Origin of the sequence: Mycobacterium sp. 1245801.1, from assembly GCF_001673055.1 — a bacterium.
In the GTDB taxonomy this organism is placed as follows: Bacteria; Actinomycetota; Actinomycetes; order Mycobacteriales; family Mycobacteriaceae; genus Mycobacterium; species Mycobacterium europaeum_A.
The window spans coordinates 15,328-40,316 of record NZ_LZKY01000152.1; the positions used below are offsets into that span (position 1 = coordinate 15,328).

The 24,989-nt window shown below is 67.1% G+C and carries 24 protein-coding genes and 1 pseudogene; 8 read left to right on the top strand and 17 right to left on the bottom strand.

Annotated features, from left to right (window positions below; translation table 11 throughout):
- Window positions 1–8: 8 nt before the first annotated feature.
- From A5622_RS09160 to A5622_RS09180, 5 genes are read right to left on the bottom strand one after another with little or no spacing between them, the layout of a single operon-like run.
- Complete coding sequence (locus tag A5622_RS09160; RefSeq protein WP_066878004.1) at window positions 9–1,310, bottom strand: LLM class flavin-dependent oxidoreductase; 1,302 nt, start codon at window positions 1,308–1,310, stop codon at window positions 9–11.
- 2 nt (window positions 1,311–1,312) lie between these two features.
- Window positions 1,313–3,052 carry an FAD-binding protein gene (locus tag A5622_RS09165; protein WP_066878006.1) on the bottom strand — a complete coding sequence of 580 codons (1,740 nt, stop codon included), beginning with the start codon at window positions 3,050–3,052 and terminating at the stop codon, window positions 1,313–1,315.
- Window positions 3,049–3,966 carry a 3-carboxyethylcatechol 2,3-dioxygenase gene (locus A5622_RS09170; RefSeq protein ID WP_066878012.1) on the bottom strand — a complete coding sequence of 306 codons (918 nt, stop codon included), beginning with the start codon at window positions 3,964–3,966 and terminating at the stop codon, window positions 3,049–3,051. The genes A5622_RS09165 and A5622_RS09170 overlap by 4 nt, the downstream gene beginning before the upstream one ends.
- The gene (locus A5622_RS09175; protein WP_066878015.1) at window positions 3,914–5,638 is read right to left on the bottom strand and encodes a bifunctional 3-(3-hydroxy-phenyl)propionate/3-hydroxycinnamic acid hydroxylase; all 1,725 of its coding nucleotides are present in this window, start codon (window positions 5,636–5,638) and stop codon (window positions 3,914–3,916) included. Before A5622_RS09175 ends, A5622_RS09170 begins: the two co-directional genes overlap by 53 nt.
- The gene (locus tag A5622_RS09180; RefSeq protein ID WP_066878017.1) at window positions 5,638–6,501 is read right to left on the bottom strand and encodes an alpha/beta fold hydrolase; all 864 of its coding nucleotides are present in this window, start codon (window positions 6,499–6,501) and stop codon (window positions 5,638–5,640) included. The genes A5622_RS09175 and A5622_RS09180 overlap by 1 nt, the downstream gene beginning before the upstream one ends.
- A 126-nt stretch (window positions 6,502–6,627) precedes the next feature.
- On the opposite strand from A5622_RS09180, the gene A5622_RS09185 reads away from it, so the two are divergent.
- Window positions 6,628–7,305 carry an IclR family transcriptional regulator gene (locus A5622_RS09185; RefSeq protein WP_066865690.1) on the top strand — a complete coding sequence of 226 codons (678 nt, stop codon included), beginning with the start codon at window positions 6,628–6,630 and terminating at the stop codon, window positions 7,303–7,305.
- A gap of 26 nt (window positions 7,306–7,331) precedes the next feature.
- Window positions 7,332–8,948: an FAD-dependent oxidoreductase gene (locus A5622_RS09190; RefSeq protein ID WP_066878019.1), complete on the top strand. Its 1,617-nt coding sequence runs from the start codon at window positions 7,332–7,334 to the stop codon at window positions 8,946–8,948.
- A gap of 178 nt (window positions 8,949–9,126) precedes the next feature.
- On the opposite strand, the gene A5622_RS09195 is transcribed toward A5622_RS09190, so the two are convergent.
- The gene (locus tag A5622_RS09195) at window positions 9,127–10,347 is read right to left on the bottom strand and encodes a sensor histidine kinase (RefSeq protein ID WP_156752900.1); all 1,221 of its coding nucleotides are present in this window, start codon (window positions 10,345–10,347) and stop codon (window positions 9,127–9,129) included.
- 113 nt (window positions 10,348–10,460) lie between these two features.
- Between A5622_RS09195 and A5622_RS09200 the strand changes: the two genes are divergently transcribed.
- Window positions 10,461–11,114, top strand: a complete 654-nt coding sequence (locus tag A5622_RS09200; protein ID WP_066865675.1) for a response regulator transcription factor — start codon at window positions 10,461–10,463, stop codon at window positions 11,112–11,114.
- Here the strand turns inward: A5622_RS09200 and A5622_RS09205 are convergent.
- The 4 genes from A5622_RS09205 to A5622_RS09220 form a co-directional block, all read right to left on the bottom strand.
- Complete coding sequence (locus tag A5622_RS09205; RefSeq protein WP_197507980.1) at window positions 11,107–11,985, bottom strand: thiamine pyrophosphate-dependent enzyme; 879 nt, start codon at window positions 11,983–11,985, stop codon at window positions 11,107–11,109. The genes A5622_RS09200 and A5622_RS09205 overlap by 8 nt on opposite strands.
- Before the next feature lie 163 nt (window positions 11,986–12,148).
- Window positions 12,149–13,036, bottom strand: coding sequence for a methylmalonyl Co-A mutase-associated GTPase MeaB (gene meaB, locus A5622_RS09210; protein WP_066878024.1), 888 nt, complete (start codon window positions 13,034–13,036; stop codon window positions 12,149–12,151).
- Window positions 13,037–13,043: 7 nt separating this feature from the next.
- Entirely contained in the window at window positions 13,044–14,183 is a 1,140-nt protein-coding gene (locus A5622_RS09215) for a thiolase family protein (protein ID WP_066878026.1), read from the bottom strand.
- A gap of 112 nt (window positions 14,184–14,295) precedes the next feature.
- The gene (locus A5622_RS09220) at window positions 14,296–14,814 is read right to left on the bottom strand and encodes a phenolic acid decarboxylase (protein ID WP_066878028.1); all 519 of its coding nucleotides are present in this window, start codon (window positions 14,812–14,814) and stop codon (window positions 14,296–14,298) included.
- Window positions 14,815–15,052: 238 nt separating this feature from the next.
- Here A5622_RS09220 and A5622_RS09225 point away from each other — a divergent pair, with 238 nt between their 5' ends.
- A complete protein-coding gene (locus tag A5622_RS09225) occupies window positions 15,053–15,580 on the top strand; it encodes a cation transporter (protein ID WP_197507979.1) in 528 nt (175 codons plus the stop codon).
- A gap of 98 nt (window positions 15,581–15,678) precedes the next feature.
- The gene (locus A5622_RS09230) at window positions 15,679–16,533 is read left to right on the top strand and encodes a proline iminopeptidase-family hydrolase (protein WP_082972358.1); all 855 of its coding nucleotides are present in this window, start codon (window positions 15,679–15,681) and stop codon (window positions 16,531–16,533) included.
- Between the two features lie 20 nt (window positions 16,534–16,553).
- On the opposite strand, the gene A5622_RS09235 is transcribed toward A5622_RS09230, so the two are convergent.
- The 4 genes from A5622_RS09235 to A5622_RS09250 form a co-directional block, all read right to left on the bottom strand.
- On the bottom strand, window positions 16,554–17,324 hold the full coding sequence (locus A5622_RS09235; protein ID WP_066878032.1) for an enoyl-CoA hydratase/isomerase family protein: 771 nt from the start codon (window positions 17,322–17,324) through the stop codon (window positions 16,554–16,556).
- A 64-nt stretch (window positions 17,325–17,388) separates the two neighbouring features.
- A complete protein-coding gene (locus A5622_RS09240; protein WP_066878034.1) occupies window positions 17,389–18,471 on the bottom strand; it encodes an acyl-CoA dehydrogenase family protein in 1,083 nt (360 codons plus the stop codon).
- Window positions 18,458–19,363, bottom strand: a complete 906-nt coding sequence (locus tag A5622_RS09245; RefSeq protein ID WP_066878037.1) for an acyl-CoA dehydrogenase family protein — start codon at window positions 19,361–19,363, stop codon at window positions 18,458–18,460. Before A5622_RS09245 ends, A5622_RS09240 begins: the two co-directional genes overlap by 14 nt.
- Complete coding sequence (locus A5622_RS09250) at window positions 19,341–20,744, bottom strand: class I adenylate-forming enzyme family protein (protein ID WP_066878039.1); 1,404 nt, start codon at window positions 20,742–20,744, stop codon at window positions 19,341–19,343. The genes A5622_RS09245 and A5622_RS09250 overlap by 23 nt, the downstream gene beginning before the upstream one ends.
- A 126-nt stretch (window positions 20,745–20,870) precedes the next feature.
- On the opposite strand from A5622_RS09250, the gene A5622_RS09255 reads away from it, so the two are divergent.
- From A5622_RS09255 to A5622_RS09265, 3 genes are read left to right on the top strand one after another with little or no spacing between them, the layout of a single operon-like run.
- Entirely contained in the window at window positions 20,871–21,209 is a 339-nt protein-coding gene (locus A5622_RS09255; RefSeq protein ID WP_066865642.1) for a 2Fe-2S iron-sulfur cluster-binding protein, read from the top strand.
- 20 nt (window positions 21,210–21,229) lie between these two features.
- Window positions 21,230–21,544: a DUF4286 family protein gene (locus A5622_RS09260; RefSeq protein WP_066878053.1), complete on the top strand. Its 315-nt coding sequence runs from the start codon at window positions 21,230–21,232 to the stop codon at window positions 21,542–21,544.
- 41 nt (window positions 21,545–21,585) lie between these two features.
- Complete coding sequence (locus tag A5622_RS09265; RefSeq protein WP_066878041.1) at window positions 21,586–22,842, top strand: amidohydrolase family protein; 1,257 nt, start codon at window positions 21,586–21,588, stop codon at window positions 22,840–22,842.
- A 157-nt stretch (window positions 22,843–22,999) separates the two neighbouring features.
- Here the strand turns inward: A5622_RS09265 and A5622_RS29050 are convergent.
- From A5622_RS29050 to A5622_RS09280, 3 genes and pseudogenes are all read right to left on the bottom strand, one after another.
- Window positions 23,000–23,176, bottom strand: a pseudogene (locus tag A5622_RS29050) (LLM class flavin-dependent oxidoreductase); the annotation flags it as partial.
- Between the two features lie 99 nt (window positions 23,177–23,275).
- Window positions 23,276–24,313, bottom strand: a complete 1,038-nt coding sequence (locus A5622_RS09275) for a CaiB/BaiF CoA-transferase family protein (RefSeq protein ID WP_066878045.1) — start codon at window positions 24,311–24,313, stop codon at window positions 23,276–23,278.
- Window positions 24,310–24,989: LLM class flavin-dependent oxidoreductase (locus tag A5622_RS09280; protein WP_232002919.1), on the bottom strand; the 680-nt coding region annotated here is incomplete at its 5' end. The genes A5622_RS09275 and A5622_RS09280, both read right to left, overlap by 4 nt.

Genomic DNA, 24,989 nt, shown 5'->3' on the forward strand with positions numbered 1-24,989 from the left:
TCTCCGGTTTACTTCTGCTGTTCCTTCGCGCGCTGCGCCGCCTGCACGCGGCCTTCGTTGATCTCCGCCATGGCTTCGGGGATCTCACTGGCGGTGAACTTACCGCCGCGGCCAGTCGGGAGCCCACCAAACGAGTAATCCTCGTCGAATTGCGGTGCGGTCGATTCCGGGCGACGCGACTCCACCTTCTCGATGACGGGCTCCAGCCGCTTCGCCTTTTCCGCCACGGCCTTCGCGTCGCGCTCGATGAACTCGGGAAGCACCTCGGAGCCCATCAGCTCGATGGATTCCATGGTGCCCTCGTGGCTGCGCGGGTTGAGCAGCAGGATGATCTCGTCGACGCCGCTTTCTTCGTAGCCGCGGAGGAACTCGCGCACCGTGGCCGGCGATCCGATCGCACCCCGGCCGGGGCCGTACGCCAGCGTCGGATCCTTTTCCACCTCTTCGAGATAGCGCTGCCACACCCCGGTGCGCCCCGGCGTGTGCACCCCCGTCATGTAGTAGTGCATGATTCCGAACGAGAAGAATCCGCCGCCCTGTCCCAGCCGCTGCAGGGCCTGCTCATCGGTCTTGGCGACCATCATCGACAGGTCGCCGCCGATGGCCAGGATGTTCGGGTTGATGCGGGGGGTGACCGGGACGCCGTTCTCCTCGAACTCCTTGTAGTAGCCGTTCACCCGCTCGGTCAGCGGACCGGGACCCGTGTAGGCGAAACTCAAAGCGCCGATGGCCTTTTGCGCCGCCATCTGCACGCTGGCCGGCCGCGTGCAGGCGACCCACACCGGCGGGTGCGGCTTTTGCAGCGGCTTGGGGACGACGTTGCGTGCCGGCATCTGGACATGCTCGCCGTTGAACCCGGTGAACGGTTCTTCGATCATGCAGCGGATCGAGACCTCGAGGGCCTCTTCCCACTGCGCCCGCTTGTCGGCGGGGTCGATGTTGAATCCGCCGAGCTCACCGACCGACGACGATTCCCCGGTGCCGAATTCGACGCGGCCGTTGGACAGCAGGTCGAGCGTGGCGATGCGCTCGGCCACCCGCGCCGGGTGATTGACCACCGGCGGCAGGTGCATGATGCCGAACCCCAGCCGGATGTTCTTGGTCCGCTGGCTGGCCGCGGCCAGGAAGATCTCCGGGGCCGTCGAGTGGCAGTACTCCTCGAGGAAGTGATGCTCGGTCAGCCACACGGTGGAAAAGCCCGCCTTGTCGGCGGCCTCGACCTCGTTGAGACAGTCCTGCAGCAGGACGTGTTCGTCGTCGGGCGCCCAGGGCCGCGGCAGGGCGAATTCGTAGAACAGCGAAATTTTCATCGTTACCTCCTATGAGTATTAGCGGCTCGGTTGGCTGCCTGTGCCGCAACGTGTTTCGCTGCGACGTAGCCGAAGGTCATGGCTGGGCCGATGGTCGCCCCGGCACCGGCGTAACTGCGGCCCATCACCGGTGCGGAGGTGTTACCCACTGCGTAGAGGCCGGGCACCACCGTGCCATCGGTCCGCAGCACGCGGGCGTGCTCGTCGGTCAGGAGACCGCCCGAGGTGCCCAGGTCGCCGAGCACGATCCGGAAGGCGTAGTACGGCGGATCGCCGAGGGGGTACAGGTTCGGGTTGGGCAGAGTGTGGTCGCCGTAGTAGTTGTCGTACACGCTGTCGCCGCGGTTGAAATCGTCGTCGTGTCCCTTGCGGGCGAGTTCGTTAAAGCGGCGGGCAGTTTCGGTCAGCTGGCTTGCGGGCACGCCGATCTTGGCCGCCATCTCGTCCCATGACATGGCCGCCTTGACCACACCGGATTCCAGCCAGGCCGATGGGATTTTGCGGCCGGTGGGCACCGGCGCCCCCGGAATTTTCGGTATGGGCAGGTGTCCACCGACGACGTAGCGATTGAACGATCTGTGGTCGGTGATCAGCCAGCAGGGGATGTGGGTGATGCCGGACCTCTGGCCCTCGATCATGGCGTGGCCGAAGTCCATGTAGGGAGCCGCCTCGTTGATGAAGCGCTTGCCCGCACCGTTGACGATGAACTGGGCCGGCATCATCCGCTCGTTGAGCATGAACTGCATCCGGCCGTCCGGCCACTGGATCGCCGGGAACCACCAGGCTTCGTCCAGCAAATCCGTTGCGGCGCCGATCTGTTGGCCGGCGCGGATACCGTCGCCCATCGCCGCGGGATTGCCGAAGCTCCAGTCCTGGTCCACCTCGGGCAGAAGTTCTTTGCGCCAGGCCAGATCGTGGTCGAATCCCCCCGACGCCAGGATGACGCCCATACGTGCGCCGATGCGCTGTGTGTCGCCCTCGCGTTCCACCACCGCTCCGGTGACCGCCCCCTCGGAATCGGTGAGCAGTCGCACCATCGGCGACTCCAGCCACAGCGGGATGCCGCGTTCCCGCAGCGCCAGCCGGAGCCGGGCCGCGAGCGACTGACCGATGGCGGCCATCCGCTCGCCGAACACCCGGGCCCGGACCATCCGCGAAATCAATTTGAGCAGCACACCCTTGCCTGCCCATGACTGCCTGATGCGGTAGAACGTGCGCAATTCCTTGGGGCCCAGCCAGATTCCCTTCGGTGCCAGCGCCAGCGGCTGCAGCAGCTTCTGCTCGTCGGCACCCAACTTCCGCAGGTCGATTGGCGGCACGTTGATGGTGCTGCCCAGTTCGGAGCCCCCGGGCAACTCGGGATAGTAGTCGGCATAGCCGGGCTTCCAGACGAATTCGAACCATCCGGACAGTTGCTCCAAGAACTGCAGCATCTGTGGTGCCGTCTCGACGTACTGCCGTAACCGTGCCTCGCTGACCAGGCCGTCGGTGATCCGTTTGAGGTATTCCACGACGCCCTCGGGCGAGGGCACATAGCCCTCCCGCCGCTGCGCGGGGGCACCGGGGACCCAGATGCCGCCGCCGGACAGAGCGGTGGAACCGCCGAAGTGCGAGGACTTCTCGATCACCAACGCGCCGAGGCCGGCCGCCTGGGCCGTCAGTGCGGCCGTCATACCGCCACCGCCGGAGCCGACGATGAGTACATCGACGACGTGATCGAAATCGTCCGAGGCCGCCGTCATTTCGGAAGTGCCGTTCTGATGGCGAACCCGGCGATCAGTTCGGGCGCTGGTTTGTAGTAGCGCCCGGTGATTTCGTAGGGGCCCACCGCTTCCAGCGCCGCGAATGCCGCTACCCACGTGCGGATCTCCTGTGCGGAGCTGCCGCCCTCGTGAGCGACGAACGAATTCGACCATCCATCCAGTTCGCTCAGCCATCCCCCGTCGATGATCTCCAGGAAGCGGTGGTCCCACGCCGGGTTGAGTGCCTGCAGCTCACTGTCACCGGCGGCGAAGCTCTTGGCCGCGTCGATGACGGCGGCTTGCCGGGCCTGGCGCTGCTCGGACGTCATCGGCTGGCCGTGCACGATCCGCTCCAGCACCGGTGCGGGCGCGGTCGCCAAGCTCGGCACCGGCGGGCTGTGCGACAGCCCGCCGGATCCCAGAATCAGGACGCGCTTGTCCAGGGTGGCAAGGTAATTGCCGACGGAGGTACCCAGGGCGCGGCAACGGTGCATCGGGCCCAGCGGTACCCCGATCGCATTGACGAAGATCGGTATCACCGGACGCGAGGTGGCGTCGCCGAACAGCTTCTCCAGCGGCTGGACCGTCCCGTGGTCGACGTCCATGCTGGCCGATACCGCGACGTCGACGCCAGCGTCGAGGACCGCCTTCGCGCAGTCGGCCGCGAGGGTTTCCGGCACGTTGAGCGGGCCGGCGTGGGTGCCGTAGTCCCCCACTCCGCGGGCGCTGGTGCCGATGCAGAAGGGCGGCATCACCTTGTAGAAGAAGCCGTTGTAGTGATCCGGGGAAAAACTGACGACCAGTTCGGGGTCGTAGTCTTCGACGAATCGCCGGGCTTGCGCGATTGCGCCCTCGATGTCATCAAGCAGGTCCCGCGACGGCCCCGGAAGATTCAGGAGAGGGCTGTGCGACATACAGCACAGAGCCAGTGCCATTTTGCAATTCACCCCCTCGCGGCGTGAGTGTGAGCGCATCGATAAGCGCGGCGCTCAGGTCCGGCGCGCGCTGAGCGATGCAGGCGCCCGCGACGCACCGGTCGGGGCGCAGGAACAGCACCGACTCCGAGTGCGTGTCGAACCAGGACTTTAGGCCGCCATGCCGATCACCCACCACGACGACATCGGGGTCGTCGTGCCCCGGCCAGTGCAGCTGGGTCGCCGGCCGGAGCGCGAAGAAGCGCGCGCCCAACGCTTTCCAGTTCGCGAACGCGACGTCGCCGAGGATTTTGCGGGGGTTGTTGTTCCAGCACAACACCGCGAACCAAGAACCAAGCACATCGTCGAGCAACACGTCCTGCCGATCCCGGGTGTCGACGCGCGGCTGGATGAACAGCGTTCCCACCGGCGAATCGGCACGTCCCGGCGCAGCGTGCACGACGGCTCCGTGCTCATAACGCGGCATCGGCTTGAACCGCATCTCCAGCACATATCGCTTGAGCGACGGCACGATTGACGCCGACCGGATCAGGAGATCTCGCGCGTTCGCCACCCGGCGGTTGGTGGGCGAGATCACCCGCCCCACCATGGTCGACAGGTCGATCATGGCGCGGGCGTGCTTGCGGCGTTCCACGTCGTAGGTGTCCAACAGCTTGTCGTCGGCCCGCCCGCTCACCACCGCGGCGAGCTTCCAACCGAGGTTCGCCGCGTCCCGGATCCCGCTGTTGTAACCCTGCCCCTGCCACACCGGCATCAGGTGGGCGGCGTCGCCGGCCAGCAGCAGCCGGCCCCGCCGGAACGCGCCGGCGATCCGCGAGTGGTGGGTATACACGCGGCGCCGGATGACGTCGACCCGGTCGGGGTGAGGCACCATCCGGGCCAGCATCTGGGTCAGGAACGCCGGATCTTCGGCCTGTTCGTCGGTCTCGTCGGCGTGAATCATGAACTCGAAGCGGCGAATTCCGTGGGCGATCGAGATCGAGGCGTACGGGCGTTCGGGGTCGGCGCCGACCTCGCTGTTCGGGTGGCCAAGCGGGTCGTTGGCGATGTCGACCACCAGCCAGCGCGTCGATGACGTCGTCCCGTCGAACGACACCCCCATCACCCGGCGGGTCATGCTGCGGCCGCCGTCGCACCCGACCACGTAACGGGCCCGCAGGCGTGCGGTGTCGCCGTCGTTGTCACCACCGCCGCCGAGTTCGACGGTCACCCCGTCGGCGCTTTCCTGGCATGCGGTCATCGGGCGTCCCCAGCGCACCTGGACGTGCTCGAAGCGGTCCAAGCCGGCCAACAATTCGGCGTCGACGAGGGGTTGCACGAAGCCATTTCGTTTCGGCCAGCCGAAACGTGCGTCCGGCGGGGCCATTTCGGCGAGCACGCGGCGCTTGGCGTCGACGAAGCGCAAGATCTGATTGGGCACCGTGTGCGGCAGCACCCGGTCGGCGAGTCCGATCGACTGGAAGGTCCGCAACGCCTCGTCGTCCAGTCCGACGCCGCGCGGATAGTCGATGAGGGTGTCCCGCTCGTCGACCACCATGGTGCGGATACCTTGCAGGCCAAGGATGTTGGCGAGGGTCAACCCGACCGGGCCCGCACCGACGACCAGGACATCGGTTTCGATGTCACCCACCTCCCGCTTTGGTGCGACCATCACCGGCCCAGCAGGAAATCGAGATGCAGGCGATTGAAAGTCTTGGCGTCCTCGTACTGCGGCCAGTGGCCACAACCGGGCATCACCTCGAAGCGGGCGCCCGGGATCATCGACGCCATGCGACGCCCCTCCGTGACGTCGGCGGTCGGATCGTTACTGGTCCACAGCACCAGCGTCGGGGCGACGATCGAGCCGTATTCGTCCGTGCCGAGGATGTTGCGCGCCCGGATCTCGGGATCCTGCAGCGCCATGATGTCGCTCATCGCCGAGACGAACCCCGGTTGGCGATACACGCGCTGGCGGCTGGCGACCAGGTCGTCGTAGCCCTTGGACTTGTCGGCCATCAGCCATTTGATGCGCGCCTGCACCGTTTCCCAGGTCGGGTCCTCGGCGGCCGCCATGGACAGCGTGATGATCCGTTGCATCACCACGGGATCGGCCTGGGAGCCACCGGCGGTGTTCAGCACAAGCCGCTCAACCACATCCGGGTGGTCGATGGCCGCGCGTGCGGCCACCCAGCCGCCGAGCGATTCGCCGCTGAGGTAGGCACGGTCGACACCGATGGTGCGCAGCACGGCCATCAGGTGCTCGACGTAGTGGGCGACTTCCAGTGGGTGGCCCGGCTTGTCGGTGTACCCGTGGCCGAGCATGTCGATCGACCAGGTCCAGAAATGCTCGGCGTGTGCAGCCAGGTTGCGCACATAGGCCTCGGCATGTCCGCCGGATCCGTGCAACAAGGCCAACACCGGCTTCCCGGGATCACCGGCTCGCAGGTAGCGCGTCCGCACTCCTCCGGCGTCGAGGTAGCCCTGCTCAAACGCGACGCCCTGCAGATCGCTCCAGATGCTCTCGAACTCCGCCACGGTGCTGTCCGGCCTCCAGATCGGGGAAATCTCGTTCTCGTGTTCGGCTTACCTAGTGTGCTAATATCGCACACTAATGTGCGTTATATATAGAGCTTCGCTCTCACGGGAAGGTCTGTCAAGGCTGTGACGGGCTCCGGTACCGGCTCGCAGACCCTGGCCAGGGGCCTGACCGCGCTGCAGATGGTGGCGGACTCGCCCAGCGGGTTGACGGTGCAGCAGCTCGCCGACCAGGTCGGGGTGCACCGCACCATCGCCTACCGACTGCTCACGACGTTGGCCGAGTTCCGGCTGGTGGCCAAGGGAGAGGACGGGCGCTACCGTCCGGCGGCGGGCCTGGCCGTGCTCGGCGCTTCCTTCGACCGCAATGTGCGCCAGGTGAGTCTGCCGACGCTGCGCGCGCTGGCCGACGAGCTCGGCACGACCGTGTCGCTGCTCATCGCCGAAGGCGACCAGCAGGTGGCGATCGCGGTGATCGTGCCCAGCCACGTCGCCTACCAGCTCTCGTTTCACGAAGGCAGCCGATATCCGCTGGACCGCGGCGCGGCCGGGATCGCCTTGCTCGCGTGCATGCCTCCGCGTCCGGGCGAACGGGAGCTGGTTTCCCGTGCGCGCGAACGTGGTTGGGTGACGACCTACGGCGAGATCGAACCGAACACCTACGGCCTGGCCGTCGGGGTGCGCCGCCCGGTGCCCTCGCCACCGACGTGCATCAACCTCATCTCGCACCGAGAAGACGTGGTGATGCGCGGGAAGGACGCGGTCGTGAAAGCCGCCAAGCAGTTGTCGGAGCTCCTGAGCTAGCCACTGAGCCGAAGGGATAGCAGTCCATGTCATGGGACCACGAAGCCGATGTCGTCGTGCTCGGCAGTGGTGGTGCCGGCCTTACGGCCGCGCTGACCGCAGCCGTGGCGGGTGCCTCGGTGGAGGTTTACGAAAAGGCCTCGACCGTCGGCGGGACCACGGCCGTGTCGGGTGGCATAGTGTGGATCCCCGCCCACAACCGTTCTCCGGACGGCGAATTGACCCCGGCTGACGCGTTGCGATATCTGCGCGCGCAGTCGCTCGGTTCGATGGACGACGAGCTGGTGGAAACGTTCGTTCGCACCGGGCCGGCGATGCTCGACTTCATCGAGGCGCACAGCGGTCTTCAGTTCGAGATCGCCACCGGCTTTCCCGACTATCGTCCCGAGTTACCGGGCGGACAACCGGCCGGTGGCAGGTCGCTGAGCGCCGCCCCCTTCGACCTGGCTCAGTTGGGCGAATGGGCAACTCGCATCACGTCTTTCCCGGCCGACTGGTCCAACGTCGGTTTCGATGCCGAGACCAGGGCGCGCCTGCACGCGGCGATCGACGAACGAACCAGCCATCTGTGCGTGGCCGGCACCGCGCTGATCGCGGGACTGCTCAAGGGCCTGCTGGATGCGGGGGTGACCCCACACACCAATGCCCGCGCCGAAGGTCTCATCGCCGAGGACGGAGAGGTCACCGGAGTGCGCGTGGCCCTGCCGGACGGGACGATCAGTGTTCGCGCCCGGCATGGCGTCATCCTGGGCACCGGCGGCTTCGAGTGGGATCCCGCTCTGACACAAGCCTTTCTGCGCGGCCCCATGCACGGGGCGGTCTCGCCGCCCAACAACACCGGTGACGGCTTGCGCATGGCGATGGAGCAGGGGGCCGACCTGGCCAACATGGGCGAAGCGTGGTGGGTACCGATCGTGCAAATCCCGGGCGACACCATCGAGGGCAAGCCCCGCAGCCGCAGCGTGCGACTGGAAAGGACGCGGCCGCGCAGCATCATCGTCAACTCGGCCGGCCGCCGCTTCGTCAACGAGGCCTGCGATTACAACTCGATGGCCGGCGCCTTTCATTACCTGGACCCTCGCGGCGGCTACGTCAACGACCGCGGATGGATGGTGTTCGATTCGATTCACCTGCAGCGCTATGGATTTCTCGGTATCGAGCCGGGGCAGCCCGTCCCCGACTGGTTCTGCGAGTCGGCAGACCTCGCCGAGTTGGCCGCCAAGACCGGTATCGACGCCGACGGTCTGGCCCACACCGTCGAGAGCTGGAACCGTCACGTAGCCGGCGGCGCGGACCCCGACTTCGGTCGCGGCTCGAGCGCGTACGACGGCTACTGGGGCGACGACAGCGCGACCACCCCGGCCGGTAAGACCTTGGGCCCCATCGACACCGCGCCCTTCTACGCGGTGCCGGTGAGCATCGGCGCAATGGGCACCAAGGGCGGCCCCCGCACCGATCACGACGCCCGCGTCCTGCACGTCAGCGGCGAGCCGATACCGGGTCTTTTCGCCGCGGGCAACGCGATGGGCGGCGTGACCGGACGGGCCTACGGCGGCGCCGGCGGAACACTGGGCCCGGCAATGGTTTTCGGCTACCGTGCGGGCCATGCGGCCGCCACCGGGAAGTCGGTCGACCTGAAATAGGGGTTATATCGATGGGCGCCGCCGAGCGCGGTGGCGCAAACCGTTCACCATGGGCACGGTGATGGCGCTCCGTGGTGAACCTCCGCCGAACCAGTAGGTGACTTTCGTTCGTGATAGCGCCGGTGCTAGCGCGGATGGAATTCACCTAATGCGTGCCGTTCACGAGTGCGCGGAGCGGTCAATTCCTCAACGGCACTTCGACGCAGACATGGGTTCCCACCGGGGCATCGAGAAACATCAAGGCTCCCCCGGCGGCTTCCACTCGAGCTCGATGCGATGCCAGCCCGATGTGCCCCTCGCCCAGCCGCCGCGCCACCGTCTCCTGGCGCAACCCCACACCGTCGTCGACCACATGCAAGACACAGGTCCGGTCGGTGACCCCGAGCATGACCGTCGCCTGCCGGGCCCGAGCGTGCTGGACCACGTTGGACAGCAACTCGCGCGCCACCCCGAACACGACGGCGTCGATGTCGCGGCGCCCCGAGTATTCGATCTCTGTGCTGATGTCGATGCCGCAACGCTGCGCGGTGAACTCGGCGAGCTGCTGCACGGCGGCCCCCAGCCCGACCTGCTCGAGCACCGCCGGATGCAGCTCGAAAGTGGCCTGCCGCAGCCGTTCCGAGGCCAGCTGCAAGCCGCCCAGCGCCCGGCCGACCCGCTCGTCGCCCTCGAACGCCGCATCCAATTCGACGAGCTCCTGGCGCACCGCCAGGATGTCTTGCAGCGGTCCGTCGTGAATGAATTCCGAGATCCGGCGCGCCGCCTCGTCCGAGGCGTTCATCGTCTGGGCCAGCAACTCCTCCCGCAGCGCGCTCAATCCGGCCACCGAGCGGGTGTGGCGCTCCTCGATGCGCACCACCAGAAAGGCCGCGCAACAAAGGAATGCATAGAGCAGGAACCGAAACCCCGCCTCGGCCAACCTGTCCCCGCTCGACATCACCGGATCCTGTAGCACGGCAATGGCGAACCCGAGCATGGAGAAGATCAGCACCACCGCCGCCCGGCGCGAGGAGACGTCCAGCCCCAACAGGACGGGCAGCATGGCCATGATCAGCAGCGGGTAGATCCCGTTGGTGGACAACAGCTGAAACACCGTCAGCGCGACGATGTCGATGACGGTGAACGCAAACGGCTCCAGCCGGCCGATCGCGACCAGTCGGCCCATCCCGATCCAGCGTCGGAAAGGGGCGAAGGCCAGCCCGAATGCACAGAGCGCGACGAGTGTGTACAGGACGATCAGGACGCTTTCCTGCGGCCACTCCGATCGGCTGGTGCCGATGATCATGGCCGCGACCATGAGGCCGACCACTCCGATGCGCAGCACCGAGCCGATGCGGTACGAGCGCAACTGGTGAACCGTGCGCACCCGCTCCAGCTCTGCGTCACCGGCTACCGCCACCCGATCACCGTACTCATCCGCGTCCGTCACCCCGAAGCAAACGGGAAATTGACTCATCGGGCCGTCCGGAGATCGCGAACGTCGCTGCTCCGCAAACCGCTACACTCGTCGCCATGGTCGGCGCGGCTAGCCCGGAAAAGGTGCGCGTGGTCGTCGGCGATGATCACCCACTCTTTCGCGAGGGCGTGGTGCGGGCCCTGTCGTCGAGTGGTTCGGTGAACGTCGTCGGTGAGGCGGAAGACGGTTCTGCCGCATTGGAATTGATCAAGTCGCACGTGCCCGACGTCGCGTTGCTCGACTACCGGATGCCCGGCTTGGACGGCGCCCAGGTGGCGGCGGCGGTGCGGACGCAGGGGTTGCCCACCCGGGTGCTGCTGATCTCCGCGCACGACGAGTCGGCGATCGTGTACCAGGCGTTGCAACAGGGCGCCGCCGGGTTCGTGCTCAAGGACTCGACGCGCAGCGAGATCGTCAAGGCCGTGCTCGACTGCGCGCAGGGCCGCGACGTGGTGGCACCGGCGCTCGTCGGTGGTCTTGCCGCGGAGATCCGGCAGCGTGCGGAGCCGTCGGCACCCGTGCTCAGTGCGCGCGAGCGTGAGGTGCTCAACCGGATCGCCCGCGGTCAAAGCATCCCCGCGATCGCCGGTGAGCTCTTCGTGGCCCCGTCGACGGTCAAAACGCACGTGCAACGCCTCTACGAGAAGCTCGGCGTCGGCGATCGCGCGGCCGCCGTCGCCGAGGCAATGCGGCAAGGTCTGCTCAGCTAGCGGCCGACCAGGGATTCGGCTTGGGCGTGGACGCGATCTGCCGCGCCCGCACCACTGCTTTGGCCGACGCTATGGCCTCGGCGATCAGGTGGCGTGCCCCGCGTTCCACCTCGCAGAGGTGATCGCCGCTGCCGCCGGCCGCGATCAGCTGGCGGCGTGCGAAGACCAACGGATCCACGGCAATGGGGTGATTCGTCTGATAGGTGATCGCCTCGACCAGGGCGGGTCCGTCACCGGCGCTCGCGCGGTGCACCGCTTCGGCGACCGAGTCGGCCACCGCCACAACGTCCCTGCCGTCGACCGACAGCATGGGCATCGCGTCGAATTCGTAGGCGCGCCGGCGCGCGTTCGTTCCACCGCGGATATTTTCCACGACGAACACCACCGGCAGCCGCCATTGCACGGCAATCTTTGCGGCCGTGGTGAACTCGACGGAGTGGGTGTCGCGGCCTCCGACGGCACACAAACTGACGTTGCCCTCGCCGGTCAGGCGCTGCGTGTTGGCGTCACCCAGCGCGAACATAGTCGATTGCCCCAGAGCGCTTTCGTTGGCCATCGACCGTTTCCAGTCGGCGACCCCGGCGCCGACACGGCGCCGTGGGCCGATCATGTCGGCGATGGCGGGGCCTAGGGGAAGGGCCAGGCCGACCTGCTGGGCGTGCCGGAATTGCTGGGTGGTGGCGTTGACGAGATCGCCGGGCCGCAGAGCCGCAACCGCGCCGATCGCCACCGCCTCCTGGCCGAATTCGGTTCGCGTGGCGTCGTCGATCAGACCGTCGACTTCGAGCTCTTCCAACGCCATGTCGAGCAGTCGCAGTACCCACATTCGCCGATACAGCTCCAGGTGGTCATCACGGTCGAGCGCTGCCAAAGGCTGGGGGGTGTGCGTCATGCCGGATCTCCTAACTCGCTGGCCAAGGTGGCCGCCGCGTGAAACACGACCTCAACGTAGGGCGATTGCGCGGGTGGCACCTCCGCCGATCGGCCCGCAAACGTGATGAATGCCCGTTCCCCCGATTGGGGGACAGCCGGGCTCAGTCGGTCCGGGGTGTGGGAGGTGAGATCAGCTGATCGGCAGCCGTGTAGGGGTCCTGGTCGCCGTCGACGACCGCCTCGGCGAGCCGGTCGAGATCCGGCTGGGTCCGCAGCCTGGTCTGCGCGAGGGAGAGAATCTGCGCCCGCGCCCGCGCCAGCCGGCGGGCACGGCTGTCGGTGCGGCGATGGTCCTCGATGGCGGCCATCAGGTCGTCGATGCCCTCGCCCCGGGCGGCGATCAGGGAGACGATCGGGGCACTGGTTTCGGCCCGCAGATCCCGAACCGTCTGTTCGGCACCGTCGCGGTCCGCCTTGTTGACCGCCACGATGTCGGCGACTTCCAGCACGCCCGCCTTGGCGGCCTGAACCGCGTCGCCCGCACCGGGATTGAGGATGACGACCGTCGGGTCGGCGACGGCGGCAATCTCGATCTCGGACTGGCCCACCCCCACCGTCTCCAGCAGGACGACGTCATACCCGATCGCCCCCAACAACCGGATGGCCGCCGGAACCGCGGCGGCCAGGCCGCCCAGGTGCCCACGGGTGGCCACCGAACGGATCAGGACGTCGGAGTCGTTGATATGCGCGGCCATCCGAATTCGATCACCCAGCAGCGCACCCCCACTGAACGGGGACGACGGGTCCACCGCCAACACCGCCACCCGGGAACCGCGCTTGCGGTAGGCACTGACCAGCGCGGCGACCGTCGTCGACTTTCCCGCCCCCGGGGGGCCGGTGATGCCGACGACCGGGCCCATGCCGCCCGGCGATGACCCGATATTCGCCAAGACCTCGTCGCGCTGGTCGCCCTCGACGAGGCTGAGCAGGCGACCGACCGCACGGGGAGATCCGTTGCGCGCGCGGGCAATCAGATCAGCGATGATCATGTACGCATTATGGAGCCGCGACCTCGATCACCGTCGCCGCGCCCATCCCGCCGCCCGCACACATCGCCGCGACGCCGATGCCGCCGCCGCGGCGGCGCAATTCGTGCACCAGGGTGACCAACATCCGGGCGCCGGTGGCCGCGACGGGGTGGCCCAGCGAGCAACCGCTGCCGCTGACGTTGACCTTGTCGGGGTCGAGCTCGAGCAGCTTGATGGTGGCCACGCACATCGCGGCGAACGCTTCGTTGATCTCGAACAGGTCCACGTCGGCGATCGAAAATTCGCCTCGCTTAAGGGCTTTCGGTATCGCTTCCACCGGCGCCAGGCCGGTGATCGCAGGGTCGACGCCGACGGATGCCCAGGACCGGATGGTGGCGAGCGCGGGCAACCCGAGCCGGTCGCTGGCGATCGTCAGCACCGCGGCGCCGTCATTGGCGCCGCAGGCATTGCCGGCGGTGATCGAGAAGCCCTCGATTTCTGGGTGCAGCGGCTTGAGCGCGCCCAGCTTCTCCATGCTGGTGTCCCGGCGCGGGTGCTCGTCGACAGCGAACAACCCGTGCGGGGTCTCGATCGGCACGATCTCCTCTTTGAAGCGGCCTTCGTCGATGGCGGCGATGGCGTTGCGGTGTGAGCGCAGCGCCCAGGCGTCCATCTCCTCGCGACTCACGCCGGCCTTGACCGCAGCGTTCCAGCCCACGGTGATCGACATGTCCATGTTGGGGGCGTCGGGCCGGTCCGGGTGGGTCGGCGGAAACCAGTCGACCCACTCGCCGTCCACCTGCATCCGCGATCGCGGTGACGTCGACGCCGAGTTCACGCCCCCGGCGATGACGAGCTGGTCCATGCCCGCGCGCACGCCGGCGGCCGCGGTCTGCACGGCCGCCTGCCCCGCCGCGCAGTGCCGGTTGTTGGCCAATCCGGGCACCTGCGTCAGCCCAGCGGTGACGGCGGCGTGGCGGGCGAGCACGCCCCCGCCGTAGAGACCCTCGCCCAGGATCACGTCGTCGACCTGCGTCGGGTCCAGATCCTTGGCGGCCTCGCTGACGACGTGGTGGGCCAGGTCGAACGCACTGGTATCGCGCAGCGTGCCCTTGCGAGCGGTGCCGATGGGGGTGCGCAGGGCGGACACGATGACGGCTTCAGACACGGGTCGTTCTCCAGTTCAGCCAGCGGGTACGGGGCCGCAGAGGCACTCGCACGTCCAGTGAGAATCGTATTCTCTCATTGCGAGAGTGCGAGTCGCAACAATCGCCCACCGATCAGTTGGTGCGGTCGGCCCATCCCGCGGGCAGATGTTCGGGACCGGTGTCGATGACGCTCTCGTCGTCGGCACCGACGTATTCGAACAGGGTGATGTAGGCGAATTCCGGGACTTCGTAGATCGGGTAGGTCGGGCCTTGATCCCGGTAGCCCTGCATCTCATCCAGGTGTTCGTTCTGGAAGCAGACGGTGCGCTCACCGTGCTGCCGGATCCACTGGGGAAAGAAGATGACCCCGTGAACGCGGCGTTTGGCGGGCAAGACGTTGACGGCCACGCAGGTGCCGGTGGGTTCGGACCACGAGAGTTTGAAGCTGTCATCGTCGAGTTGGACGAGGTCGACGTGCTGGCCTTTGACCCAGCGGCCGCCGACGTGCCCGGAGTGGATCCGGTAGTCGATGGTGGTGGCATTCTTGACGTACATCTCGTATTGCCAACCGTTGGCGTAGGTGTAGATGAAGCGGTGCCCGACGATTCCCGAAAGGTCTTGCGCCGGAATCGGATTGTCAACACTCGTCATTGCCGTTCCTCCCCGTTTGGCCCCGCAGCTCCTGCACTGGGAAATCCTGCCGGGAACGCGGCTGCTGCAGCAACCACGCCCGGCAACGTCGAGGTTTCCTGCACCGTCCTTCGACGATATCGGCCATGGCGGTATGCCGGTATGTGAGACTGACTGCGATGAGCCACTTGGACGAGCCGCCCGCCGGTCTCTGCTGCGGCGCGGATTTGCCCTCGAATACGCCACCTTGGCCTGGAACGTGGTTGGCATCGTTATCCTCGCGTCGGCCGCCATCGCGGCCAGATCGGTGGCGCTGGCCGGGTTCGGTCTGGACTCGCTGATCGAGATCGGCGCCTCATCGGTGGTGATCTGGGAGCTGTCCGGAACAGAAGCGGCCCGTCGACGAAAAGCGTTGCGGCTCATCGGCGCCGCCTTTGCGGCGCTAAGTATTTACCTGGTGGTGCAGTCGACGATGGTCCTCGTCACCGGCTTTCACCCCGAGCCCTCGCGCCTGGGTATCGCATGGACGGCGATCACCGCGGTGACGATGTTCGCGCTTGCGGCCGGCAAGGCCCGAACCGGTGCCGCCCTGAGCAACCCCGTGCTCACCACTGAGGGCCGCGTCACGCTCGTCGACGGCCTGTTGGCGGCCGCGGTGCTCCTCGGCTTGCTGCTGAACAGCATCGCCGGTTGGTGGTGGGCGGACCCCCTCGCCGGCTACGTGCTCGTGTTCTACGCGCTGCGCGAGGTCAAAGAAATCTTCTTCGCCCCGTCACCGCCGCCCTGACTCAAATCAGCGCCACGAGACAACCCGGTGTCAACGACGACCGGCGTCACAGTGCGGGAAACCCCTCGATTTGCGATGGTGGATGAATGACTCAGGGCATGGTCGCGGTCCCGGGCGGCCACGTGTGGTTCAAGCGGACCGGAGGCGGCGCGGGTCTTCCATTGCTCGTCGTTCACGGCGGGCCTGGCCTGCCGCACGACTACCTGCGGTCGCTGGCGCGGTTGGCGACAGAGCGCGAGGTCATCTTCTGGGATCAGCTCGGTTGCGGGCACTCCGAATGCCCACCCGATCGCGAGCTTTGGACGATGCAGCGCTCGGTGGCGGAGGTGGACGCGGTGGTGCGGGCCCTGGGCCTGAACCGCTTCCATCTGTTCGGTAACTCCTGGGGCGGAATGTTGGCCCAGCAATACGCCCTCGACGCGGCCCCCGCCGGGACGGCGAGCCTGATCATTTCCAACAGCATCGCGTCCATCCCGGAGTTCGCGAAGATGGTGGGGCGCTTGAAATCCGAGCTGGATCCGGCCACCCAAGCCGCCATCGACCGCCATGAAGCCGCCGGCACCACGCACTCTCCCGACTATCAGGCCGCCATCCGGACCTGGAACGAAACCTATCTGTGCCGGGTGCGCCCCTGGCCGCCAGAGCTCGAGGATGCGTTCCGGAACATGGGCACCGAGATCTTCGAGACCATGTTCGGCCCCAGCGACTTTCACATCGTCGGCACCATCCGGGACTGGGATGTGGTCGACCGGCTCCACGAAATCACCCTGCCGACACTGATTCTCGCGGGCAAGTACGACGAATGCGTTCCCGAACACATGTGGGAGATGCACCGCCGTATAGCGGGTTCACGGTTCGAGTTGTTCGAATCCAGTGCTCACATGCCGTTCATCGAGGAACCCGACAAGTTCGACGCGGTGATGCGTGACTTCCTGCGCCGGCATGACTCGTGAGGCCGTCGCGCCGCTACACCTCAGTTCTTCTTGGCCGCGTTGAACTTTGCGACGTTGGCCCGGAAGTCCTCGGTCAGGAACGACTGGCTCTCGGCCGACAGCGCATAGTCCAGACTGGCGAGCACGGCCCGCTCCAGGTGAATGTTGAGCACCCGCTTGGTGCTCTCGACCGCCTGCTGCGGCAGTTCCAGAATCTTTTTGGCGGTGGCGACCGCCTCCGCAACCGGGTCGTCGGCAATGTGATTGGCCAAGCCGAGCTCGACGGCCCGCTGTGCGCCGATACGGGTTCCGGTGAGGGCGAATTCCTTGGCCAGCAGCAGGCTGATGTGCAGCGGCCAGGTCAGCGGCCCACCGTCGGCGGCCACCAGACCGACTTGCACGTGCGGGTCGGCCAGATAGGCGTCCTCGGCGATGTAGACGATGTCGCTGAGCGCCACCAGACTGCAGCCCAGGCCGACGGCGGGGCCGTTGACCGCCGCTACCACCGGAATCCGGCACCGCGCCATGCCCAGCACGATCTCGCGTCCGTCGCGAATTGTCTTGGCGCGCAGGTCGGCATCGTTCGCCAGCTCCTCCAGATACGTGAAATCACCGCCGGCCGAAAACGCCCGGCCTGCGCCGGTGATCACCGCGGCGCGGGCGGTGGGGTCATCGGTGAGTCGCTGCCAGAGCCGCGCGAGGCCGACGTGCAGGTTGTCGTTGACCGAGTTGAGCGAATCGGGCCTGTTGAGCGTGATGATGCGCAAGGCACCGTCGGCCTGAACGTCGATTTCGGTAGGCATGTCGTACACGTCAGACTCCTTCGATCGTCGTGACCCGCTTCACCCGGGCTGCGCCCGCGTTCGCGATCACTCTCTACAATCCCAAGATTCGTGAAGCGATGATGTTCTTTTGTATCTGCGACGTCCCGCCCATGACGCTCTGCGCGCGGCTGTAGAGGTAGGCGCTGAGCAGATCTGGATCCCGGGTGCCCGCCACGGCCAGGGCGGCGTGCCCGACGGACTGTTCGACCCAGGTCATCAACAGCTTGTCCAGCGATCCTTCCGAACCGTGCGAGACCCCGTCGAGCTGTTCGGATAGCCGCCGGCGCACGTGGTGGGTCAGCATATCCGACTGGACGGCGGCCCAGGCCAGTTCTTCGGGCACATCGCCGTCGTTGCGGGACAACAACTCTCGGACAAGCTTGCCGTAGCGCGCCGCGTAGCCGAGAGTGGAGGGCTCGCGTTCGTGCCCGACGACGGTCATGGCCACCGCCCAACCGTCACCGGGCGCCCCGACCATCCGGTCCGCCGGCACCTTGGCACCGTCGAAGAACACCTGACCGAATTCGTTGGTCACCCCGTTGATCATCTGCAGCGGGCGCTGTTGCACGCCGGGCTGTTTCATCTCCAGGACGAACGCCGACAGGCCGCGGTGGCGCTTGGCCTCGGGGTCGGTGCGGGCCAGCAACAGACACCAGTCGGCCACGTCGGAATAACTGGTCCAGATCTTGTGCCCGTTCACCACATACGTGTCGCCCTCGAGGCGAGCGGTGGTGGTCAGCGACGCCAGGTCCGAACCGGCGCCCGGCTCGCTGAAGCCCTGGCACCAGCGCTCGGTTCCGTTGATGATGCCGGGCAGGAAGCGCTTTCGCAGGTCGTCGCTGGCGTGTTCACCGATGCCGTACACCAGATAGCCGACGCTGGGGCGCGGCGGGGCACCGGCCCGCACCAGCTCCTCGTCGACGATGACGTCGTAGACGGGCGCCAGATCCTGACCGCCCCAGTCGCGTGGCCAGGACAGGCCGAAGAAGCCGTTGTCGTAGAGGGCGCGGTGCCAGTCGGCCATGCGCGCCCAATACTCGTCACCGGAGCCGGAGAATTCCTTGGCGTGTGCGGCAAGCCAGGTGCGCAGCCGGTCCCGGAAGGCGGCTTCATCGGGTGAGTCACGAAAGTCCAAAATCGATCTCCTTCAACGCGACCGGCCACAGCTCGGTCGAAGTGAGGGCGCGGCGCAGATAGACATGCGCCACGCATTCCCAGGTGTTGCCGATACCACCGTGCACCTGGATGGCTGTCTCGCAGACGGTGCGGGTGGCGCGCGCGCAGTAGACCTTGGCGATCTGGGCGGCCCGAATGGCTTCGGCGGGAGCCAGCTCGTCGACCGCCCACGCGGCATGGCGCAGCACGCTCACCGAACCTTCGATCAGCGCAAGGCTTTCGGCCAGCAGGTGGGCGATGGCTTGGTAGGAGCCGATCTGCTTGCCGTACTGCTCACGAATTTTCGCGTAGTCACACGCGAGGGCGTGGGCGCCCCTCGCGATGCCGACCATGTCGGCCGTGGTGGCGACCAAGGCAAGGGCCCGCCACTGCTCGGCGACGGCGGAGGACACTTCCGCCAGCGTCTGAGGCGATCCCGTGATCGTCGCGTCGGCCCGCGTCAGATCGACGCTCTCCGGTGCGATTTGCACATCACCGGCAAGAACGGTGCCCCCCGAGAGCCATAGGGCGCGCCGTGCGCCGCGGGCGTCGATCACGCGATCGCCGAAGGCGACGGTGGTCGCGGACACGTCCGCACCGGCGTGGCGGCCCAGATCGTCGGCCAGCACCGGGCCGAGGAAGGGGGTGTCAACCAGCCGCCGGCCGAATTCCTCGGCCACGATGGCTACCTCCACGCCGGAGGCCCCGTCGGAACGCAACGACCGCCAGCCGGTGTTCTCGATCTGCTTGTCCAGACGAGTGATTCGCGTGTGGTCGTCGAGATCCTGCACCACGGCCGGCCCGAGGTCGTCGGCCAGTTTGGCTGCGGCGTCGCGTAATTGCTGTTGTTCAGCTGTCAGACGCACATCCATAACGCTCCTTCAGAACTCGGCGCAGCACCTTGCCCGAGGGCAGGCGGGGAATGTCGGGAACGAACACCACTCGGCTCAGCTGCTTATAGGACGCCAGTTTCTCGTCCACCATGGCGGTCAGGTCTGTCGCATCGACCGACGCGGACGTCGCGACCGCGGCGACGACGGCTTCGCCGTTGAGGCCGTCCGGAATCCCGAACACCGCGCAGTCTTTGACGGCCGGATGACTGTGCAGCACCGTCTCGATTTCGGCGGGGGCGACCTGGAAGCCGCGCACTTTGATCATCTCTTTGAGGCGGTCGGTGATCCGCAGCCACCCGCCGGCGTCGAGCCAGCCGACATCTCCGGTGCGGTACCACCCGTCACGGATCGCCTCGCGGGTCGCGTCCGCCGGCAGGTAGCCGGCCATGAGCGACGCCGCGCGGGCCTGGATCTCCCCGACCTCACCGGGGCCGACCGGCTGGCCGGTTTCCAGTGAGACGATCCGGAGGTCCACACCGGGCACCGCCCGTCCGACGGTGTCCAGGCGCGGGTCCTCGATCGGATTGCACGCCAGGACAGGCAATTCCGTGGTCCCGTACGCCGGAAGCCAACCCACACCGGTGCGCCGGGTCACCGTCTCTGCGACGTGTGCGTTGACCGGCGTGGCCCCCCACATGATGTACCGCAGCGAGGACAGGTCATAGGACTCGAGGCTGGGATGTGAAGCGATGGCCAACGCAATGGGAGCGACGGCCATTTCCACTGTGATGCGGTCACTTTCGATGTGCTGCAGCACCCGCTCGATGTCGAACCGGGGATGTAGGCGCACACCGGCGCCGGCCTTCAGCGCGGTCAGCAGGTTCAGCAGCCCGAGGATGTGCGAGGGCGGCGTGGCGACCTGGATCCGGTCGCGGTGAGTCAGTTGCAGCGCTTGGCGCCAGTGCCGCACCGCTTCGTCCAACGAGGCGTGGGTGTGCCGGACGGCCTTGGGCAGGCCGGTGGTGCCGGAGCTGAACACCAGCGCCGCGTCGGCCCCGGGTGGCGGTGACGCGGCCATCGGCTCCGCGGGCGCGGCCGGCTCGTCGAGGTGCAGCATCGGCATCAGGCCGGCAAGCACCGCGTGGTCCCCGACGGCGTGCGCGGGCTCGGTCAGCGCGAGCGCATGGTCGACCTCGTCGCGCTTCCACGCGGGGCTGATGAGTACCGCCGCGGCGGCCAGCCGCCAGATCGCGAGCACCACGGCAAGAAATTCCGGCCGGGTGGAGGCCATGACGGCGACGCGTTGGCCCGCGGCGACACCGCCTTTTGCCAGGGTCGCAGCCCATCCGTCGGCCAACGCGTCGAGTTCGGGCGCGCTGAATCGCCGTTCCTCGAACACGAGCGCCGCCGGCTCGGTCACGTCCCGTCCTTCCCTGACAGACCGGGCTGACCCGACATCCATACAGTCTTGAGAAGATGCTATCGCTTCGTGAGAATAGTATTCTCTATACTGAAGAATGCAAATACGGGAGAGAGGGCGGTCTCAGTGACGGTCACCCGGATCATCGAGGAGACCCCAGGGGTGACAGATCCGGCAACAAACGGCTCCGGTGCCGGGACGGTGACGATTCACCTCGACCGCAAGAAGGTCTCGGTGCCCAGGGTCCCGGGCGAGACGCTGTTGGAGAGCGCCCGTCGCGCGGGGCTGGAACCGCCGTTCAGCTGCGAGGCCGGCAACTGCGGCACCTGCATGGCCAAGCTCGAAGAGGGCCACGCCACCATGCGGGTGAACGACGCTCTCGAGGAGGACGAGGTCGCCGAGGGCTACATTCTGACGTGCCAGGGCGTTCCGGACACGGACTCGGTCACGGTGCGCTACGAGTAGCAGCCAGAGAGGTGGCGACGATGGCCAAGGGCATCATCCTCGTGGAGAGCCGACCCAGCTCGCCCGAACGCGAACAGGAATACAACACCTGGTACGACGAGGTGCACCTGGGTGAGCTGGTGGCCCTGGACGGGTTCGTCTCCGCGCGCCGGCTGCGGCCCGTCGACGGCGACGGACCCTACGTCGCCATCTACGAGATCGAGGGCGACGATCTGCAGGCGATTCTGGACAACATGATCGCCAACGCCGGGCAGCTGCACATGTCGGATGCCTTGCAGCTCGACCCGGCGCCGATTCCCCGACTGCTCGAGACCACCACGGAGCACAGCGGCTAGCCGACTTCGGCTCGAATCGCTGTGCCAGAGAGGACTGCTTGATGAAGGTCGACGACCTGATCTTGGTGAGCATCGACGACCACGTGGTCGAACCGCCCGACATGTTCCTGCGGCACGTGCCCGCCAAGTACAAGGAAGAGGCACCCGTCGTCGTCACCGACGACAAGGGCGTCGACCAGTGGATGTACCAGGGCAGGCCGCAGGGCGTCAGCGGTCTGAACGCCGTGGTGTCGTGGCCCGCCGAGGAATGGGGCCGCGATCCCGCCGGCTTCGCCGAGATGCGCCCCGGCGTTTATGACGTCCACGAACGCGTCCGCGACATGAACCGCAACGGCATCCTCGCATCGATGTGCTTCCCGACGTTCACCGGCTTTTCGGCCCGCCACCTCAACATGACCCGCGAGGACGTCACCCTGGTGATGGTGTCGGCGTACAACGACTGGCACATCGACGAATGGGCCGGCTCCTATCCGGACCGCTTCATCCCGATCGCGATCCTGCCGACCTGGACTCCCGAGGGCATGTGCGCCGAGATCCGCCGCGTCGCGGCGAAGGGTTGCCGCGCGGTGACGATGCCGGAATTGCCGCACCTGGAAGGACTTCCGAGCTACCACGACGAGGGCTACTGGGGTCCGGTGTTCCGCACGCTGTCCGAGGAGAACGTGGTGATGTGCCTGCACATCGGCACCGGGTTCGGGGCGATCAGCATGGCACCGAATGCGCCGATCGACAACCTGATCATTCTGGCCACCCAGGTCTCGGCGATGTGCGCCCAAGATCTGCTGTGGGGCCCGGCCATGCGCAACTATCCCGACCTGAAATTCGCCTTCTCCGAAGGCGGTATCGGCTGGATCCCGTTCTATCTGGATCGCAGCGACCGTCACTACACCAACCAGAAATGGCTGCGCCGTGACTTCGGCGACAAGCTGCCCAGCGACGTCTTTCGTGAACACTCGCTGGCCTGCTATGTCACCGACAAGACGTCACTGAAGCTGCGCCACGAGATCGGCATCGACATCATCGCCTGGGAGTGCGACTACCCGCACTCGGACTGCTTCTGGCCGGACGCGCCCGAGCAGGTGCTGGCCGAGCTCAACGCCGCCGGCGCCGACGACGCCGACATCAACAAGATCACCTGGGGCAACGCCTGCCGGTTCTTCGGCTGGGATCCGTTCGCCCGGACCCCCCGTGAGCAGGCCACCGTGCAGGCCCTGCGCGCCAAGGGAAGTGACGTCGACGTGTCGATCCGGTCGCGTGCCGAGTGGGCGCGCCTGTACGCGGAGAAGCAGCTCGCGTAGCTGACGTAGCCCGGGGGTCAGCCCGGAGGCGGGTCGGCCTTTCGGACACAAGGGCGCATCAGGTGACGCGCCCGAGCGCGTGAAGCGCCGGAGCCAACTCTTCGAATTGGTCAATGCCTGCGCCGAATTCACCGCCAATGGGCCCAAGCAGCACCACTGTGGGATCGTCCATCGCCTGCAGATAGTCACGCATGGTGGCCACCGGGCTCCCGTAGTCGCGGCCGACGCTGGCCGCCTGCTCCGGATAGCCGACGCCTAACCCCAGCACGATTCTGTCCGGATAAGCCTGGGCGAGTTGGGCCGTCGCGGCGTGCAGGGTCTGGGCCGGCCGAGCCCCTCACCGGGCCGGGCGCCTGACGCCGAACGTGAAGTTGGTTTCACGCTCGGACCCGAACGTGAAACTGGCTTCACATTCGACGCTCGGCGGAGGTGCCTACTGGCTCAACTCCGGCGGCGGACGGTACTCGGGCTCATACCCCGAGACGTGGATCGGGCTGCCCACCAACCGGAATTCACCCGCTGTGACAATCACTTCGGGCGTGGCCTCGAGCGCTTCGGGCAGGCTCCGGACCGCGGCGGCGGGAACCCCCAGCGGGCGCAGTCGCCCCTCCCAGCCGATCGCGCTGTCGGTGGCGAGCATCGCCGTGACGACGGCCAGCACTTCGTCGCGGCGCGCGACTCGCTCGGCCATGGTTTCGAAGCCGCCGATGCCGGCTTCCGCGGCGAACGACTTCCAGAAACCGTCGTGGGTGATGAACAGCGCCAGATATCCGTCGGCGGTCGGAAAGAGCTGAGCCGGAACATAATACGAATGCGCCCCGTAGGGGCGGCGCTGCGGTATGACGCCGCCGTTGAGATAGGCCGACGCGTGGTAGTTCAGCTGGGACAGCATGACGTCGCGCAGCGACACATCCACCTGGCCGCCGGTGCCCGAGATGATCTTGGCCAACAGCCCCAGGGCCGCGGTCATTCCGGTGGAGTTATCGGCCGACGAGTAGCCGGGCAGCGTCGGCGGACCGTCCGGGTCGCCGGTCAGGGCGGCGGTGCCGACGCCCGCCTGCACCACGTAGTCGAACGCCGGGTCGTCGCCGCCGTAGAGCCCGAAGCCGGTGATCGCCACGCAGACGATCTTCTCGTTGTGCCGGCGCAGCGAGTCGTAGGTCAGGCCCAGCCTGCGGATGGCTGAGGGTTTCAGGTTCACCAGCAGCGCGTGCGAATCCGCGACCAGTTCACCCAACCGCTGCTGCCCCGCATCGGAATTGAGGTCCAGCGTGATGCTGGATTTGTTGCGGTTGAGGCTGGCGAAGTAGGTGGCGCCGACGCTGCGGGAGATCTCGCCGCCGGCGGGTTCGATCTTGGTGACGTCGGCGCCGAGGTCGGCGAGCAGCATGGTGGCGTACGGCCCCGCCAGCATGGTGCCGACCTCGAGGATACGGACCCCCGCCAGCGGCCCGGAGTGGTTTGCGGTCAACGCAATTCCGCGGCGAGTGAGGCGATCATTTCGCGGGTGCGCCGCTTGGAGGCGACCAGCTCGTCGCGATTGTCGCCGATCGGCAGCAGCCGCACCGACAGATCGGTCACGCCGGCGTCGGCGAACCGGCGCATCCGGCCCAGGATCAGTTCCTCGTCACCGGCCGCGCACAGGTCACCGACGTCGCGGGCGTCGCCGCGGTCCAGCAGGCGCTGATAGTTGGGCGACACCTCCGCCTCGCCCAGGATGCGGTTGGCCCGCTCCTTGGCCTCGTCGACTCGCGAAGGCTCGCAAAGGCATACCGGGATGCCCGCGATAATGCGCGGCGCCGGACGGCCGGCGTCGGCGGCGGCCTTGGTGATCTTCGGTGCGATGTGATCGCCGATCGCGCGCTCGTCGGCCATCCACAGCACGGTGCCGTCCGCCAGTTCACCGGCGATCTGAAGCATCACCGGCCCCAACGCGGCGACGAGCACCGGCATCGGGGTGTCGGCCCCGATCGCCAGCGGGTTGTGCACGGTGAACGAATCGTTCTCGACGTCAACGTCTCCCGGTCCGGCGATGGCGGCGTTGAGCACCTGTAGGTAGTCGCGGGTGTAGGCGGCCGGCTCGCCCTGGGTGTCGGGCCGTCGCACCACTGGATCGTCCGCGACATGCTCGGCCTGCCGTACGAGAA

Excerpts from the sequence above, each read along its gene's own strand:
- A5622_RS09160 (WP_066878004.1), bottom strand. The coding sequence starts at position 1,310 with ATGAAAATTTCGCTGTTCTACGAATTCGCCCTGCCGCGGCCCTGGGCG.
- A5622_RS09165 (WP_066878006.1), bottom strand. The coding sequence starts at position 3,052 with ATGACGGCGGCCTCGGACGATTTCGATCACGTCGTCGATGTACTCATC.
- A5622_RS09170 (WP_066878012.1), bottom strand. The coding sequence starts at position 3,966 with ATGTCGCACAGCCCTCTCCTGAATCTTCCGGGGCCGTCGCGGGACCTG.
- A5622_RS09175 (WP_066878015.1), bottom strand. The coding sequence starts at position 5,638 with ATGGTCGCACCAAAGCGGGAGGTGGGTGACATCGAAACCGATGTCCTG.
- A5622_RS09190 (WP_066878019.1), top strand. The coding sequence starts at position 7,332 with ATGTCATGGGACCACGAAGCCGATGTCGTCGTGCTCGGCAGTGGTGGT.
- A5622_RS09200 (WP_066865675.1), top strand. The coding sequence starts at position 10,461 with ATGGTCGGCGCGGCTAGCCCGGAAAAGGTGCGCGTGGTCGTCGGCGAT.
- meaB (WP_066878024.1), bottom strand. The coding sequence starts at position 13,036 with ATGATCATCGCTGATCTGATTGCCCGCGCGCGCAACGGATCTCCCCGT.
- A5622_RS09220 (WP_066878028.1), bottom strand. The coding sequence starts at position 14,814 with ATGACGAGTGTTGACAATCCGATTCCGGCGCAAGACCTTTCGGGAATC.
- A5622_RS09230 (WP_082972358.1), top strand. The coding sequence starts at position 15,679 with ATGGTCGCGGTCCCGGGCGGCCACGTGTGGTTCAAGCGGACCGGAGGC.
- A5622_RS09245 (WP_066878037.1), bottom strand. The coding sequence starts at position 19,363 with ATGGATGTGCGTCTGACAGCTGAACAACAGCAATTACGCGACGCCGCA.
- A5622_RS09260 (WP_066878053.1), top strand. The coding sequence starts at position 21,230 with ATGGCCAAGGGCATCATCCTCGTGGAGAGCCGACCCAGCTCGCCCGAA.
- A5622_RS09265 (WP_066878041.1), top strand. The coding sequence starts at position 21,586 with ATGAAGGTCGACGACCTGATCTTGGTGAGCATCGACGACCACGTGGTC.